This window comes from Mucilaginibacter sp. JRF (assembly GCF_015223065.1).
Classification (GTDB): domain Bacteria; phylum Bacteroidota; class Bacteroidia; order Sphingobacteriales; family Sphingobacteriaceae; genus Mucilaginibacter.
Window position 1 is genome coordinate 71,908 of sequence record NZ_JADFBY010000004.1, and the last position, 16,396, is coordinate 88,303.

Annotated in this window: 16 protein-coding genes; 7 read left to right on the plus strand and 9 right to left on the minus strand. The window is 45.0% G+C overall.

The window, feature by feature from the left end; all coding sequences use genetic code 11:
* Positions 1-69: 69 nt before the first annotated feature.
* From prmA to IM792_RS11670, 5 genes are all read right to left on the minus strand, one after another.
* Entirely contained in the window at positions 70-909 is an 840-nt protein-coding gene (gene prmA / locus IM792_RS11650) for a 50S ribosomal protein L11 methyltransferase (RefSeq protein WP_194102042.1), read from the minus strand.
* A gap of 108 nt (positions 910-1,017) precedes the next feature.
* Entirely contained in the window at positions 1,018-1,782 is a 765-nt protein-coding gene (gene tpiA / locus IM792_RS11655) for a triose-phosphate isomerase (protein WP_194102043.1), read from the minus strand.
* Positions 1,783-1,806: 24 nt separating this feature from the next.
* A complete protein-coding gene (locus tag IM792_RS11660; protein ID WP_194102044.1) occupies positions 1,807-2,997 on the minus strand; it encodes a putative sugar nucleotidyl transferase in 1,191 nt (396 codons plus the stop codon).
* A gap of 63 nt (positions 2,998-3,060) precedes the next feature.
* Positions 3,061-3,309 carry a type B 50S ribosomal protein L31 gene (locus tag IM792_RS11665; protein WP_194102045.1) on the minus strand — a complete coding sequence of 83 codons (249 nt, stop codon included), beginning with the start codon at positions 3,307-3,309 and terminating at the stop codon, positions 3,061-3,063.
* Positions 3,310-3,401: 92 nt separating this feature from the next.
* Positions 3,402-3,812: a hypothetical protein gene (locus tag IM792_RS11670; RefSeq protein WP_194102046.1), complete on the minus strand. Its 411-nt coding sequence runs from the start codon at positions 3,810-3,812 to the stop codon at positions 3,402-3,404.
* A 112-nt stretch (positions 3,813-3,924) separates the two neighbouring features.
* Here IM792_RS11670 and IM792_RS11675 point away from each other — a divergent pair, with 112 nt between their 5' ends.
* The 3 genes from IM792_RS11675 (at position 3,925) to IM792_RS11685 (ending at position 6,104) form a co-directional block, all read left to right on the plus strand.
* Complete coding sequence (locus IM792_RS11675; RefSeq protein ID WP_194102047.1) at positions 3,925-5,136, plus strand: IscS subfamily cysteine desulfurase; 1,212 nt, start codon at positions 3,925-3,927, stop codon at positions 5,134-5,136.
* A gap of 120 nt (positions 5,137-5,256) precedes the next feature.
* A complete protein-coding gene (gene iscU / locus IM792_RS11680; protein ID WP_194102048.1) occupies positions 5,257-5,670 on the plus strand; it encodes a Fe-S cluster assembly scaffold IscU in 414 nt (137 codons plus the stop codon).
* A 107-nt stretch (positions 5,671-5,777) separates the two neighbouring features.
* Positions 5,778-6,104, plus strand: a complete 327-nt coding sequence (locus IM792_RS11685; protein ID WP_194102049.1) for an iron-sulfur cluster assembly accessory protein — start codon at positions 5,778-5,780, stop codon at positions 6,102-6,104.
* A 416-nt stretch (positions 6,105-6,520) separates the two neighbouring features.
* Here IM792_RS11685 and IM792_RS11690 read toward each other — a convergent pair whose 3' ends face one another.
* From IM792_RS11690 to IM792_RS11705, 4 genes are read right to left on the minus strand one after another with little or no spacing between them, the layout of a single operon-like run.
* On the minus strand, positions 6,521-6,820 hold the full coding sequence (locus IM792_RS11690; RefSeq protein WP_194102050.1) for a hypothetical protein: 300 nt from the start codon (positions 6,818-6,820) through the stop codon (positions 6,521-6,523).
* Between the two features lie 44 nt (positions 6,821-6,864).
* Positions 6,865-7,614 (minus strand): ATP-binding cassette domain-containing protein, encoded by a 750-nt coding sequence (locus IM792_RS11695; protein ID WP_194102051.1) that lies wholly within the window; start codon positions 7,612-7,614, stop codon positions 6,865-6,867.
* Positions 7,614-8,480 (minus strand): ABC transporter permease, encoded by an 867-nt coding sequence (locus IM792_RS11700; protein ID WP_194102052.1) that lies wholly within the window; start codon positions 8,478-8,480, stop codon positions 7,614-7,616. The genes IM792_RS11695 and IM792_RS11700 overlap by 1 nt, the downstream gene beginning before the upstream one ends.
* On the minus strand, positions 8,481-9,458 hold the full coding sequence (locus tag IM792_RS11705; RefSeq protein ID WP_194102053.1) for an ABC transporter substrate-binding protein: 978 nt from the start codon (positions 9,456-9,458) through the stop codon (positions 8,481-8,483).
* 175 nt (positions 9,459-9,633) lie between these two features.
* On the opposite strand from IM792_RS11705, the gene IM792_RS11710 reads away from it, so the two are divergent.
* From IM792_RS11710 to IM792_RS11725, 4 genes are all read left to right on the plus strand, one after another.
* The gene (locus IM792_RS11710; protein ID WP_194102054.1) at positions 9,634-10,779 is read left to right on the plus strand and encodes a methionine aminotransferase; all 1,146 of its coding nucleotides are present in this window, start codon (positions 9,634-9,636) and stop codon (positions 10,777-10,779) included.
* A gap of 57 nt (positions 10,780-10,836) precedes the next feature.
* Positions 10,837-11,613 (plus strand): amidohydrolase, encoded by a 777-nt coding sequence (locus IM792_RS11715; RefSeq protein WP_194102055.1) that lies wholly within the window; start codon positions 10,837-10,839, stop codon positions 11,611-11,613.
* A 119-nt stretch (positions 11,614-11,732) separates the two neighbouring features.
* Positions 11,733-13,976 (plus strand): GH92 family glycosyl hydrolase, encoded by a 2,244-nt coding sequence (locus IM792_RS11720; RefSeq protein ID WP_194102056.1) that lies wholly within the window; start codon positions 11,733-11,735, stop codon positions 13,974-13,976.
* A gap of 92 nt (positions 13,977-14,068) precedes the next feature.
* Positions 14,069-16,396, plus strand: coding sequence for a transglycosylase domain-containing protein (locus tag IM792_RS11725; protein ID WP_194102057.1), 2,328 nt, complete (start codon positions 14,069-14,071; stop codon positions 16,394-16,396).

Genomic DNA, 16,396 nt, shown 5'->3' on the forward strand with positions numbered 1-16,396 from the left:
AGATGGCGGTTTACAAATAAACAAAAAAATTATCTGTTTGAACTTACGCTATCTTAATTTTAACATAAATTAACGCATAATAAAACGCGCTGCCACCCAATCGTTACGGGTTAGGTGGCGTGTATATGTTAATCTATACGCCGCGGCGGCCTCTTTTATTATATCCAGATCAGGCGATTCATAAAATCCGCTAAAAAATATAACACCACCCGGTTTCAACACACCGGCATAGCTGGCCATTTGGTCGAGCAGTATGTTGCGGTTTATGTTGGCCAGTATTACATCGTACTGCGCATCGGGTATCACCTCTTTCGAGCCGCAAAGCGCCTGTATACTATCCGCATGGTTAAGCGTAGCGTTTTCGATGGTGCTATCGTAACAAACCGGGTCGTAATCAATAGCCATTACCTGATCGGCACCCAATTTTGAGGCCATAATGGCCAGTATACCTGTACCACAACCCATATCCAACACCTGCTTGCCTGCAAAGCCCTCGCTCAGCATCAGCTTCAGCATCATTGATGTGGTTTGATGATGACCGGTACCAAAGGCCATCTTCGGGTCGATCACTATCTCATACGGAAAGCCCTCTTTAGGCTGATGAAAAGTAGCCCGAACAAATATCTTATCCTGGATCTCTATCGGCTCAAAGTTACTTTCCCAGGCCTCGTTCCAGTTTTTTTGTGGGATGAGGTTTACCTGATAGCTGTAATCAACCACCCCGTTATAGGCAGCTAACTGCTCGTCAATAACACTCTGATCAAACTCAGCCGATGGGATATAAGCCTTAAAACCTGTTTCGGTTTCCTCAAAAGTATCGCAACCCAAACCGGCCAGGGCATCAATCAGCAAATCGCGCTGATAATCCTCCGCCGCGGGCAGGGTAAAATCTATCTCATAATAATCCATTGGGGATAGTGGTTAGTAGTGAGAGGTTAGTGATTAGTGGTTGGAGATCAGTTAAGAATACATTTATTATTTCATTACTAATCTCTAACCACCAACCTCCAATCACTATTAATTAAACACCTTAACTATATCGGCAAAATCGCGCGATTTTAGTGACGCGCCGCCGATCAAACCACCGTCGATGTCTGCTTGTGCAAACAGTTCGCCGGCATTTTTAGGGTTACAGCTACCGCCGTAAAGTATGGTTGTAGCATCAGCAACCGGCTGGCCGTATTTAGCGGCAATTTCCTTACGGATAAAGGCGTGTATCTCCTGCGCCTGATCTGAAGTTGCGGTTACACCGGTACCGATAGCCCAAACAGGCTCATAAGCGATAACCAGTTTGCCGAAAGCCGTTTCATCTAAATGGAAAACACCTTCAACCAGTTGCGATTTGATGATATCAAAATGGGTATTAGCCTCACGCTCCTGCAAGGTTTCGCCAATACAGAATATCGGTTTTAAACCATTGGCCAGGGCAGTATCAGTTTTTTTAGCCAACAGCTCGTTGGTTTCACCAAAATACTGGCGACGCTCTGAGTGACCTAATATAACATACTCAGCACCTACTGATTTAATTTGCTTTGCTGATATCTCGCCGGTATAAGCACCGCTTTCGGCCTGGTGTGCGTTTTGCGCGCCTACCGATACCTTATCATAACCTTTAGCTAACTGTACCAGGCTGTGCAGGTGAATAAACGGACTGCAAACAACGGCTTCCTGAGTACCGGTTACTTCATCTTTTATAATGTTGATAACCTCTGAAAAAAGGCTTAAACCCTCGTTATAATCAAGGTTCATTTTCCAGTTACCGGCAACAATTTTTTTTCTCATGATATTTTATGTTATGTATTACAATTAAAAACGCCTGAATTGTTCGGTCAGTTCAAAAACGTTAGTTAGTATATCCTTTTCAATTTGGTTAAAATCGCGGCCCTCTTTGCGTTCAAATACCTTTTCGGTAGTTTCAAACACCTTTTTCAACCCGTAAGTTTCAAAACCCTGCGCGCCGCCCCAGGCAAAATCAGCCACAAAGTTACGCGGATATCCGGCACCATACACATTGGCGCTTACGCCTACCACCGTACCGGTGTTAAACATGGTATTGATGCCGCATTTTGAATGATCGCCCATAATGAGGCCGCAAAACTGCAAACCCGTACGGCGGAAACGCTGGCTGGTATAATCCCACAGCTTAACCTCGGCATAATTATTTTTAAGGTTGGAGTTGTTGGAGTCGGCACCTATGTTGCACCACTCGCCCAGCACCGAGTTACCCAGGTAACCCTCGTGGCCTTTAGAGGTATAACCCCATATTACGGCGTTATTGATCTCGCCGCCAACGCGCGAATGCGGGCCAACCGTTGTAGCCCCATAAATTTTAGTACCCATTTTAACCTGCGAGTGACTACATAAAGCAAAGCCACCGCGTATGTTAGCGCCTTCCCAAACCTCGGTATCGGCAGCCAGATAGATGGGGCCGAATTTGGTATTGAATGTAGCGCATTCGGCCACGGCGCTTTCTTCAGCAAAAAACTGACTACTATCGCCAATTATAGTATTGGTGGCGCTTATGGCAGCGCTTGCACGGCCTTTGGTTAACAGCGCGAAATCCTTTTTAAGTTCGATGCCGTTGTTCCTGAAAATATCTTCGGTGTAATTTATGGCGACGTATGGCTGGGTATATTCTTTTACGCTATCAAAATTACCGGCCGGGGTAAAACTTTTAGCGCCGGTTTCGTCCAACTTTAAGGCAATAAGCACATTGCCTGCCTTTAAAGCCTCACCATTGGTAAGTTTATCAATAGCCTCAACCAAACTATCATCAGGGCAAACGGAGCCATTGATGAATATATTTTGACTTTGAATATCGAGTTGGAACTTTCCCTGCAAATAATCGCGGGTGAGGTATGAGTATGCCTGGCCTAAGTATTTGGCCCACTTTTCATCAATAGTGAGTATACCTATGCGCAGGTTGGCAACAGGCCGGGTGTAGGTAAGCGGTAATAGGGTATTTTGTGCGTTATCGTCAAACAGGATAATTGCCATGGCGCAAAAATAAAAAAAGTCCCGACTGCTAAGCCGGGACTTACAAATATTTTAAACGAGCAATTACTTTTTGTTGTAACGGCTACGGAATTTATCGATACGACCAGCAGTATCTACCAACTTCATCTTACCGGTATAGAAAGGGTGTGAAGTGTGAGAGATCTCTAATTTCACCAATGGATATTCGTTACCATCTTCCCACTGAACTGTTTCACGGGTATCGATGCATGATTTAGTGATGAAAGAATACTCGTTAGACATATCTTTAAAAACCACTAATCTATAATTTGACGGATGCAGATCTTTTTTCATTACTTTATACTTTCCTTATAAAAGAGGCGCAAATATAGTGATCTTATTTTGATTATAAAACATTAACACAAAAAGTTTTCCACGTTTTTGAATCATTGCTTCATGCGTGTATAATATGTTGTGGCCGACTGATCTGCCAAAACCAATGTATCACCTTTAAATGATACTTTAAAAGTTAACACCTCATCATTATAATCAATATTTATGCTATCCCCTTTCCACTTATATTTATATTGAGTGTCCATATCATGGTCGGGGTACATAAAGGTATTATCATCAATTACAAAAGTAACATTACCGGTTTCATCTTCTGTTGAAACCCATTCTCCCTTTATTTTTTTAGCCAGAACTGCAGCTTTGGGCGGAGATGTTTTAACCGGGATATTTACGGTGGTATCCTTTATCGTAGTATCAGTTTGCGCCTGCTCAGTTTTTTGGGCAGGAGGTTCGCAAGCGGAGAGTATTGCTACGGCACTTATAAGCGCTAATGTTTTCTTATTCAATTTATTGATGGTTTAAGTTCAAAAAATAGTCTACCTGCGCACTTGTTTATGACAGTGAGCGAACAATTTTAAATAAATTATTTGTATATCTTTGTATTGTTAAACTGATACAATGAACTTACCGATTTATTTAGATAACAACGCTACAACGCCCATGGACCCCAGGGTGCTTGAAGCTATGATACCATATTTTACGCAAAAGTTTGGTAATGCCGCAAGCCGTAACCACCACTTTGGCTGGGTAGCCGAAGAAGGTGTTGATTATGCCCGCGAGCAGGTTGCCAAACTGATTGGCGCTACCGAGAAAGAGATCATCTTTACATCAGGCGCTACCGAGTCAGACAACCTGGCTATTAAGGGTGTGTTTGAAATGTATAAGGATAAAGGTAACCACATCATCACCGCGGTTACTGAGCATAAAGCTGTGCTTGACGCTTGTAAACACGTTGAAAAACTGGGCGGCAAGGTTACTTACCTACCTGTTAAAGAGGACGGTTTGGTTGACCTTGAACTGCTTGAGCAAAGCATCACTCCTGAAACCATCCTGGTATCTATCATGTATGGCAATAACGAGATCGGCGTTGTACAGCCAGTTAAAGAAATTGCAGCCATAGCGCACAAGCATGGCGCCCTGTTCATGACAGACGCTACACAAGCCGTAGGTAAAATTCCGGTTGATGTTAACGCTGATGGTATTGACCTGTTAGCACTTTCGGCCCACAAAATGTACGGCCCTAAAGGTGTTGGCGCTTTATACGTACGCCGTAAAGGCCCTCGTGTTAAGGTTACAGCACAAATGGACGGCGGTGGTCACGAGCGTGGCATGCGTTCGGGCACTTTGAACGTACCGGGTATTGTTGGCCTGGGTAAAGCTTGCGAATTAGCCCGTTTGGAGATGGATTCAGAAGCTCAACGTTTATCAGCATTGCGCGATAGATTAGAGGCATCATTAAGCGAACTGGAAGAAAGCTATGTAAATGGCAACGTACAATACCGTTTACCACACGTAGCCAACATATCATTCAAATACGTTGAGGGCGAAGGTTTGATGATGGCCATGAAAGATCTGGCGGTATCATCAGGTTCTGCTTGTACTTCGGCATCGCTTGAGCCATCATACGTACTGAAAAGCTTAGGCCTGTCAGACGATCTGGCGCATTCATCAATACGTTTTGGTTTGGGCCGTTTCACTACTGACGAGGAAGTTGATTACGCCATCGAGGTAACTAAAAAAGCGGTTACCCACCTTCGCGAACTTTCACCACTTTGGGAAATGTTTCAAGAAGGCATCGACCTTAACTCAATTGAGTGGGCAGAACACTAAGAAGATGTGAAAATATGCAGATGCGCAAATGTGCAGATGCTAAACGATAAGTAAATTATATAGTGAGTGATGAATTAATCAATAATTCAAAAACTCAATAACTCAATAATTAAAAAGACAATGGCATATTCAGATAAAGTAATTGATCATTACACCAACCCGCGCAACGTGGGTACATTAGATAAAAGCAGCCATAAAGTAGGTACCGGTCTTGTTGGTGCCCCTGAGTGTGGCGACGTTATGCGCTTGCAAATTGAGGTTGACGATAACAACGTTATTACCGATGCTAAATTCAAAACCTTTGGTTGCGGTTCGGCTATCGCGTCATCATCATTAGCTACTGAGTGGTTAAAAGGTAAAAGCATTGACGATGCTATGGCTATTGATAATATGGACATAGTTGAAGAACTTGCCCTGCCACCAGTAAAAATTCACTGCTCGGTATTAGCCGAGGACGCTATTAAAGCTGCCATTAACGATTACCGCGTTAAAAACGGCTTAGAGCCAATTGAATTAGAAAAATCGCACCACTAAAATTTAGTGAGTAATGAATAGTGAGTAGAGAGTGGCATTAATGTCAACTACCCTCTACTTGCTTTTGATAATTAAAAAAACTCACTACTCACTATTAACAACTAACAATGGTAACCGTAACTGATAAAGCTAAAAGTAAGATTGATGACCTGATACAAAACGCCGGGCTTGATGCCTCGTATTTTTTACGTGTATCGGTGCAGGGTGGTGGATGCTCAGGCTTATCATACAACCTTGATTTTGATAACGAGGAGAAAAAAGGCGACCAGTTTTTTGAAGATAAAGGCGTGCGCATGGCCCTGGATATGAAATCGTTTTTATACCTGGCCGGCACTGAGCTTGATTTTTCGGATGGATTAAATGGCAAGGGGTTCAATTTTCATAACCCTAATGCTACCCGCACCTGCGGCTGCGGCGAAAGCTTCTCGGTTTAATTACATCATCAAAACATAATGAAATAAGAAAGGCGCTTAAAATTTAAGCGCCTTTTCTTTTTTTGTTCACGATACTAATAATCACTTTGATCAATCATTCTTCACTTTATCCATTCATCACATCTACTTCACAATCAAACCCACTGCGCAGATCCACTCTCTCTTTCACTGCTCTCTCACTTAATCTCTCTCACTCAACTGCTCCGGATCGGGCGCGTAATCGTCCTAACACATTACCATACGCACACCTGCTATTGATCAAAATCCACTCCGCACTTATCGCGATCAATTAATAAAGTCACCATCGGTTGCCGGAATATTTCTACTATCACAAAAACTTCCTCAACTTTACACACATCCGGCATTAACCAGGGGTGACAATCTCTTTTTTATTTCAAACCTGAGCGTTAACTAACTCAGGCACTTTTCAAGTTATTTATATCAGCAAAAAGCTCAGTAGCGTTAGCTACGCCGGCATCAATGGCTTTGCTTTTTACAGCTTCTATCAGGTAGTTGTTCTTCAGCTCGTTCTCTGATACCATTACGCTGAAATCCTTGTACATTACCCCTTCTTCAAAAGGGTAAACGGTATAACCGCGTTTGTCAGGATCATAGTGGCCAAGCTCAAAAACTTCTTCCTGTTTCTTACCTCTTATCTTAGCGCCCTTAACCAATTGGTAGGCGTCTGTTATCATTACAAATTCATTGTTCTTCATAGTGATTAGAAGAATACAATAACTTTGCCATTTTTAAGGCAGCCTCAAGAAAACCAGTTAAAAATTTCATTTTGAGATAAGCGGCCCTTGTCGTCGCCTGAGATATCGCGCAGAATTGCGCCCTCATTCATCTGTATAATGCGCGAACCGTACTGGTAAGCGTCCTTTAAATTATGCGTGATGAGTACAGAAGTGAGTTTAAAATCGTGGATTAGCTTATCAGCAGTGCGCATTACGGTATCTGCCGAGCGTGGATCGAGGGCTGCTGTAGGTTCATCAAGCAATAGTACTTTACAGCTATCCATTACACTCATTACCAGGGTGAGCGCCTGCCGCTGCCCGCCGGATAGGGTACCCATTGGTTGTTCCAGTTTGTTTTCGAGGCTCATTCCCAAAATGGCGATATGTTGCCTCACTTTCTCCCTAAAATTCCCCGTTACCCCTATTGATAGTCCTTTGCGTTGGGTACGTATGGCTGCCAGCCTGAAGTTGTCAATAATACTCAGATCGGGCGCGGTACCGCTTAGCGGATTTTGGAATACACGTGCCACCCATTTGCTGCGCTGATGATCGGCCATGCGGGTAACATCATTACCATCAATGTGTATGCTGCCCGCGTCCGTAAAAATACTACCGGCAACCAAATTAAGCAACGTAGTTTTACCTGAACCATTTGAGCCTACCACCACCACAAACTCGCCCGGTGCAATATTGAGCGATATATTATTGATGGCCGTAACCGCGCTGGCTTTGCCTTTATTAAATACTTTATGTACGGTATTAAGGGCTATCATTAATTTTTATTGAAAGATAAACGTGGCAGGCTAACTATCAGCAGTACAAATACCGCGGTAACCAGTTTAAGCAGATTAGCATCAACGCCTATGCTTAGTGTTACCGCCAGCACCATCTGGAAGGCTATGGCACCCGCTATAACCAGCGCCAGGCTCAGCCATGCCGAAGTAATACGCAGCCAATTGATAATGGTTTCGGCAATAATTACAGAGCCAAGACCGGTAATTACGATGCCTATACCCATATTAATATCGGCAAAGCCCTGAAACTGCGTCATGAGGTAGCTGCTAAGTGCTATCAATCCGTTAGCTAAGGCTAAGCCAGCAATCTTCATGCTATTGGTATTTACGCCGAGGGCGCGTATCATAGTTTCGCTGTTGCCCGTAGCCCGCATGGCCAGGCCGAAGTCTGTTTTAAGCAGATAGCCTATCAGTAAGGTTATCAATAACACAACCATCGATAATATGATACCTGTGTTCTGATTAGGATCAGCCAGCAGCGGCAATTTATCAAACAAAGTTTTAGAACCTACCAGCGGGATGTTTGATCGCCCCATCAGGGTAAGGTTTACCGAGTAAAGAGCTGTCATCACCAAAATACCGGCAAGCAGCGGGTTAACCTTCAGGCGGGTGTGTATCAGTCCGGTTATGGCTCCAGCTAAGGCTCCGGCCAGTATCACCGCGGGTAAAACAATATATACCGGTTGCTGATGGGTTAGCAATATAGCCGTAACCACCCCGCCCAGTGTGTAGCTGCCATCGGTAGTAATATCGGGTATGTTAAATATCTTCATGGAGATATAGATACCCAGCGCTATGCCCGAGAAACATAAACCCTGCAATAAAGCGGTAAGGTAAAAATCCATCTATTTTATCGCTTCAAAATTTGATGGTAAGGTAAGCTTGTATTTTTTAGCCACCCCGGCATTATAAACCCGTTTCCTGATCTTTACCAGTTCGGGCTTCAGGCCATCGGTTTTGTGTGTTTTAAGATACTGAGCAGCCTGCTCGCCTGCCTGGTATCCCCATTGGTAAATATCGGCACCAAAAGCAGCTACCGCGCCACGCTGAACCAAACCGGCCTCGCTGGTAAATATGGGTACATTTTTGGCATCGCAATTCTTTTTAATGGTTTCAAAGGCAGCAAATACGGTATTATCGGGGTTAGCGAAAAAAGCGTCAATGCCCTTGGCTAATAATGATTGCGTTACCAGCGGCGCTTCGGATGAATTGTTCAACGGCAATGCTACCAAATTCACATTCAGCTTGGCGGCCAAAACTTTTATGCGCTCCATCGCGTCGGCCGATTGTGGTTCGGCCTGGTTATATATCATGCCTACCACCAGCTTAACGCCGGCTTTGGGTTTTAATATTTTAGGTATGATGGAGAATGAGGTATCAATATAATTCAGATCCTCCAGCGCGCCGAACAGGTTAGCCGGGGCCTTGCCATTGGCATCAAGCACCTTCATGCGCTCGGGTATGGGCGATACCATGGCAAATACGGGGATGGTCTTGCTTTTTTGCAATGCCGTTACGGTTGATAGTGTGGTTGATGTAGCCAACACGTCAACCTGTTCGCTAACATAGTAATTCACTATCTGTGTAAGCTGTGGTATATCGCCCTGGGCGTTGCGGTATTCTATTTTAACGGTATGGGCATCCTCGCTAAAGCCGCCTTTTTTTAACGCGTCGGTAAAGCCGGTACGGGCCTGGGCTATGGTAGCATCCTCAAAGGCATCAACAAATCCAACTACGGGTACAGTATTGCTTTTATTTTTTTGCTGGCACGATATAATGGTTGTAGCCACGGCAAGCGCGGCCAGGAGTTTTACAGGCTTCATACCACTAAAGTAGTTATTAAACCTTAAAGCTGAAACATAAGCACCCGCAGGTTGTAAAGCGGGCATCGGCTTATTACCCGAACCTGACATTGAACCATGATACGGTGGACAATTAACACCACATTTTATCAACAATTAAGCAAATAATTTAGTTATTGCGCTATTTTAGCCACTGATGATACCTATAATATCAAAACTGCCGCAAACGGGCACCACTATATTCACCACCATGTCGGCATTGGCTGCCGAGTTGGGGGCTATCAATTTGTCGCAGGGTTTTCCTGATTATGATTGCCCTGCCGAACTAAAGGAGCTGGTTAGCCACGCCATGCAGCAAGGCCATAACCAATACGCCCCCATGGCCGGTTTAATGAGCCTGCGTGAAGTAATAGCCGCTAAAACCGAAAAGCTATACGGTGGTAAATATGATCCGGATACAGAGATAACCATCACCGCTGGAGGCACGCAGGCTATCTACACCGCTATCAGCACGGTGATAAACCCGAACGATGAGGTTATCATTTTTGAACCCGCTTACGATGCCTATGCCCCGGCTGTGCGCATGATGGGTGGTTTGGTAAAATCGTTACAATTGGAGCCGCCCGATTATCGTATAAACTGGGAAATGGTGAAAAGGCTGATCACCAACCGCACCCGCATGATCATCCTGAACTCGCCGCACAACCCTACGGCTACTATTTTGCAAAAGGAGGATATTGATCAGCTGATCAGCATCATCAGCAACCGGGATATATTTATTTTGAGTGATGAGGTGTACGAGCACCTGATATTTGATAACCAAACGCACCACAGCATGGCCCGCTATGCCGAACTGCGCGACCGTAGTTTTATCATTGCATCGCTGGGCAAAACCTTTCATGTTACCGGGTGGAAGCTGGGCTATTGTATTGCCCCTGCTTACCTCACCAAAGAATTCAGGAAGATACACCAGTTTTTAGTGTTCAGCGTGAATACCCCCATGCAGTTTGCCGCTGCGGAGTACTTGAAAAACGAGGAGCATTATAATTACTTACCCGGCTTTTTTCAGCAAAAGCGCGATCACTTCAGGGCCGGGCTTGAGCAGAGTAGGTTTAAGTTGCTGCCATGTAATGGTTCGTACTTTCAATCAGCATTTTACGATGCCATAAGCGATGAAAAGGATACTGATTTTGTGATACGCCTAACCAAAGAGTTTGGTGTTGCCGCCATACCTACATCGGCCTTTTACAGCAAGGGTACTGACTATAAGGTGATACGCTTTTGTTTTGCCAAAACACAAGAAACTTTAGATAAAGCCGTTGATAGGTTAATTAAAGTTTAACCAAAATTTAACAAATTGCAATAACATTTAGCCCCGGAGGCTAAGCTATACTTGCCTATGGATAATCTGAAAATTACTGTTTTCCAGGGATACCTGTTCTGGGAAAATGCCGATAAGAACTTGCAGAACATTAGTTTGCGATTATCAAACATACGCGAAAAGACGGATCTGATCATTCTGCCCGAAATGTTCAACACCGGCTTTACCATGAATGTTGAGCCTTTAGCCGAGGAGATGGATGGCAAAACCGTACAATGGATGGCCGCCACCGCCAAAAAGTACGATTGCGTAATAACCGGCAGCCTCATTATAAAAGAGAACAACCACTACTATAACCGCCTGGTATGGATGCGCCCCGACGGCAGCCATGAGCATTACGATAAGCGCCACCTGTTCGCGCTGGGTAAGGAGCATGAAAAATTCACAGCCGGCAACAAACGCCTGATAGTTGACCTGAAAGGCTGGAACATTTGCCCCATGATATGCTATGACCTGCGTTTCCCGGTGTGGCAGCGTAACGTTAACGGCGAGTACGATCTGCTGCTTATTGTAGCCAACTGGCCCGAGCGCCGTGCCTTACACTGGCGTACCCTGATACCTGCCCGCGCTGTAGAGAACCAAAGCTATGTGGTGGCGGTTAACCGTGTTGGGCATGATGGTAACGAGGTATACCACTCCGGTGATTCTACCTGCATTGATCCTAATGGCAAGGTGATCTATTACAAACGCGATGAGGAGGACCTTTATACCTTTACCATTGCCGCTTTTGAGCTGGAAAAAACACGCCGTGCACTACCTTTTTTAAAGGATGCCGACAGCTTTACCATTAACTAAGCAGCATTGGGGCAAAAACTTTTACTCACCTTGTAGCGTAATCTGTTTTTATTTGCGTATCAATAAAATAAACAACTTATTTTGCGTTCATAAAAACGGTAATTTCTACAACAAGCTCCATGAAGTTTACATACAGCAGTGCCTGCTTAGCGGCGATGTTATTATTCATCGCCATTAATTCGTCGGCACAAAAAAAGAAGGACCATACACCGCTTGTAAATACCTTTATAGGTACGGCAGGCAGCGGCCACTCCTACCCCGGCGCGGCAACGCCTTATGGCATGGTGCTGCTTACCCCTGTAACCGGCGCGCCGCAAAATGGTTATTTGTATACCGATAGTACAATACATGGCTTTACCCATGCCGTTTATGCCGATGCCGCCGGGTTACCACACAGCGAGATATTGTTTATGCCCACAATCGGCACTACCGAACTGAGTTTGGCCAAACGCGCCGCATCATTCAAAAAGAAGTACGAAAAGGCATCAGTAGGATATTACACCGTTGCTTTTAATAATAAGATAGAGGCTGAGCTAACAGCCACTACCCGCGCCGGTTTACAGGTGTACGATTTCCCGACCGCGCCAAAGGCTAATGTTATTATTGATCTGCAATATGGCGGCGAGGTAATTAACAGTGAGATCGAGGTGGTGAACGACCGTGAACTGCGTGGCTCGCGCACATCAGCAACAAGCGGCGGGCAAAGGCAAACCTACTTTTACGCCAAGTTTTCAAAACCTTTTAAAACTTATGGCATAGCGGTTAATGGCGCTGTGCAGGTGGGACAGAAAAAAGCATCAGGCACTGATGTTAAAATGTATGTACAGTTTGATGATCCGGGAGAGGTGGCTATCCGCACAGGGCTATCGCACGTAAGCGCGGCGGGAGCATTGAAGAATCTGGATGCAGAGATACCCGATTTCGATCAGCGTAAAATACAAAAGGCAGCAAAGGCAGCATGGTTTGCTGAGCTAAGCAAAATGGAAGTGATAGGCGGAGCGCCGCCAATGCCAAGGGTTGAAGAAGCTACGCCTGCAACCTATAACCCGTATGGCAGGCCATCGCCACGTGTGGTTAAGCTACCTGATTTTGCCGCATTAAAGCAAAACGTGTTTTACACTGCTATGTACCACACCATGCTTACGCCAAACATAGCCAGCGATGCCGATGGCACCTACAGCACAGGCAACAACCAAACAGCCAAAGCCGAGGGCTTTACTTATTATAACGTACACCCTGTGGCAACCTTTGGCGCACGCTATCAACTGCTTACCCTTACCGACCCTAAACGTGTAGCCGACTTTATAAAAAGCTACCAGGCGGTAAACAACGGTAACGGCGATCTGGCTTTTAACGAGCTGATAGTGGATGCACTGGCAAAGGATATTAAAGGTTTTGATGCCGATAAGGCTTATATACAATTACGCGCCGCGCTGGATGTTTTAAATAACGAGGGCCTTAAACAAAACGGCTTTATTGCCGGCGACAAACCGGCTTCGGTAAGCAAAACATTGTATTACAGTTATTACAACTGGCTGGCAGCACAAATGGCCCGATCCTTAAAAAAGACGGATGAGGCTGCGGAATATGACCGCCTGGCATCATCATGGAAAAATGTGTTCAACAAAACCACCGGTTTTTTTCAGGCTAAAACAGGCGATAAATTCCAGGAACCATTTAAGCCGGTTGATACCGTGGCCTATGAGCGCGGCAACGGCTGGCAATACGCCTTTATGGTTCCGCATGATGAGGAAGTTTTGTTAGATATGATGGGCGGCAAGGATGCCTTTGAGGAAAAACTCGACGGATTTTTCAATACCCTTACCGAGCATCCTACCTATGTTGATGGTTTTACGGGGCAGTTCAGCGTGGCGTACTTGTATAATAACTTTATGCCTTACCTGTATTCGTTTACCGAAAATCCGCAGAAAGCACAAAGCTATATTAACCGCATCATCAACCAACTGTACGCGCCTGATGCTTCGGGCTTAAGCGGCAATGATTATAACGGGCAGATATCGGCCTGGTATATCATGAATAGCCTGGGCTTTTACAGCCTGGTACCGGGCGGACAGTATTTTATCGGCCTGCCGCAGTTTGATAAGGCTACCATCAGTCTGCCCAATAACAAACAATTTACAATAGCCAATGGCGGCACGGCCATAACCCGCAAAAACTTTTACCTGCAAGGCCTGAATCTTGATAAAAGCAGCTACAATAAACTATTCATCAACTACAGCGATATTGCCAAAGGCGGAGATTTTGAGGTATTTACCGGCACCATGGCCAACAAGCTTTTTATGCAGGATCTGGAAAAACCCACATCAAAGCAACAACAAACCGGGCCCGCGGCGCAAAAATAATTTACGCCGAATAAAATTTACAGGCTTGGTTTACGTTGTTAATTTTTGTTATCCTGTTATGATTTAGCTTCATAATTTTACATCTTTACCAAATGTTCAAACGCATTAAGTACCGCGTCCTGCGCTATCTTGTAATATTTATATACTTTGTAATCATCTTTTTTTGCGCCATTGAGCTTAACTTTTTGTGGTTATTTGGCTATTCGCCGGATATGGAGGACATCAAAACCCCAACCATGTCGGTAGGTTCAGAAGTATTTACCGCCGATGGTAAACTCATTGGCCAGTTTTATAAAGAAAACCGTTCGCCTGTTGAATTTAAAAACATATCACCAAACCTCATAAACGCCCTCATATCTACCGAAGATTCACGCTTTTATAGTCATGGTGGTGTTGATTTCGTGTCGTTTTTCAGCAGTATGCTCTCAACCGCACAAGGCGATCGCCGGGGTGGCAGTACTATTACACAACAGCTGGCTAAAAACCTGTTCAGCACCCGTAAAAAGAAATCGAGAGGCGTACTGAGCAAAGTACCGGGTTTGGGTACCGTTATCTATAAATTTAAGGAGTGGCTTACCGCTTATAAAATAGAGCACCTTTACACCAAGCAGCAAATACTCACCATGTATTTTAATACCGTGCCGTTTGGTAACAACTCGTTCGGTATAAAAACGGCAACGCTTAAATATTTTAATGAGCAGCCCGATAATGTTAACCCGGCACAAGCGGCCACGCTTATCGGTATGTTGAAGGCTACATCTACCTACAACCCCATCCGTAATCCGGAAAGATCAACCGAGCGCCGTAATGTGGTTTTGAGCCAGATGCGCAAGTACAACTTTATTAGCGAGGCAGAGCAGCAACGCTACACCAAAGCGCCCATGAAGCTTGATCTGAGTTATATAGATCAGGATTCGCACGGCGACTCGTACCTGCGCCGTGCTGTTGAAAAATGGCTGGACAAATGGTGTAAAGAGAATGATTACAACCTATATGAGGACGGCTTGAAAATATATACCACCATTGATTCGCGCCTGCAAAAATATGCCGAGGAGGCCGTGGCCGATAAAATGAGCTCGTTACAGCGCAGGTTCAACAATGTGTGGGGTAAGCAAAACCCCTGGCGCGATTCAAAAGGCAATGAGATAAAGGATTTTATACTGAAATCAGAGCAACGCCTGCCTATATACAGCATCCTGAAAAAGAAATACAATGGTGATACCACTAAAATTCAGGAGTATTTTAATACCAAGAAAAGGATGCGTGTGTTTACCTGGAAAGGCGATCAGGATACTACATTTTCAAGCATCGACTCTATAAGATATTACGCCCGTATACTCAATACCGGTATGATGACGCTTGAACCATCATCCGGAAAAATAAAAGTTTGGGTTGGCGGTATTGATTACAAGCACTTTAATTACGACCACGTTATACAGGCCAAGCGCCAGGCGGGCTCAACCTTTAAGCCCTTTGCCTATCTTACCGCTTTGGATAATGGCTTTACCCCTTGCGATAAGTTTACCGATAAACCAGTAACCATTCGTTACAAGGATGAGGGTAAGGATGAGGAATGGTCGCCTAACAATGCCGATTTCAGCTTCTCGTATCGCGAAATGTCGTTACGCTGGGCCATGGGGCGTTCGGTAAACTCAATTACCGCGCAACTTACCGAGCAGGTGGGTTGGGATAAGGTGGTTGAATACGCGCACAAATGCGGTATTGAAAGCTATCTGAAATCAGTGCCATCGGTATCATTAGGATCAAACGATGTATCGGTATATGAGATGGTGCGTGCCTACAGTACCTTCCTTAACAAAGGCGAAAAGCTCGACCCACTATTGGTAACCCGTATTACCGACCATCAGGGTAATGTGATCGAAGAATTTGAATTGAAGAAAGAGCGCGTGATCAGCGAGGAAACTGCCTGGTTGATGCTATACATGTTCAGAGGTGGTATGGAAGAACCGGGCGGTACATCGCAAGGGCTTTGGGAGTACGACCTTTGGAAAAAGAACAACCAGATAGGCGGCAAAACCGGCACATCATCCGACTATGTGGACGGTTGGTATATGGGCATCACCAAGGATCTGGTTACAGGCGTGTGGGTTGGCGCTGATGATCGCAGCGTACACTTTAAAACATCGCAAACAGGCGAAGGCTCGCGCACGGCGCTGCCTATATTCGGCAAGTTTATGGAGATGGTTTATGCCGACCCAAAATCGGGTTATACCGAGGGGCAGTTCCCTAAACCCTGGGTAAAGATCACCAAGAATTATATGTGTCCATCGCCACGCATACGGGTTGATACCGCGGCTACGGATAGCACCGGCGTAAGTGCCGATAGCACAGGCGTAGAACCAACACTCACCCTGCCCGATAATCCGGATGGTGGCGAAACACCGCCACCGGGCCAATAA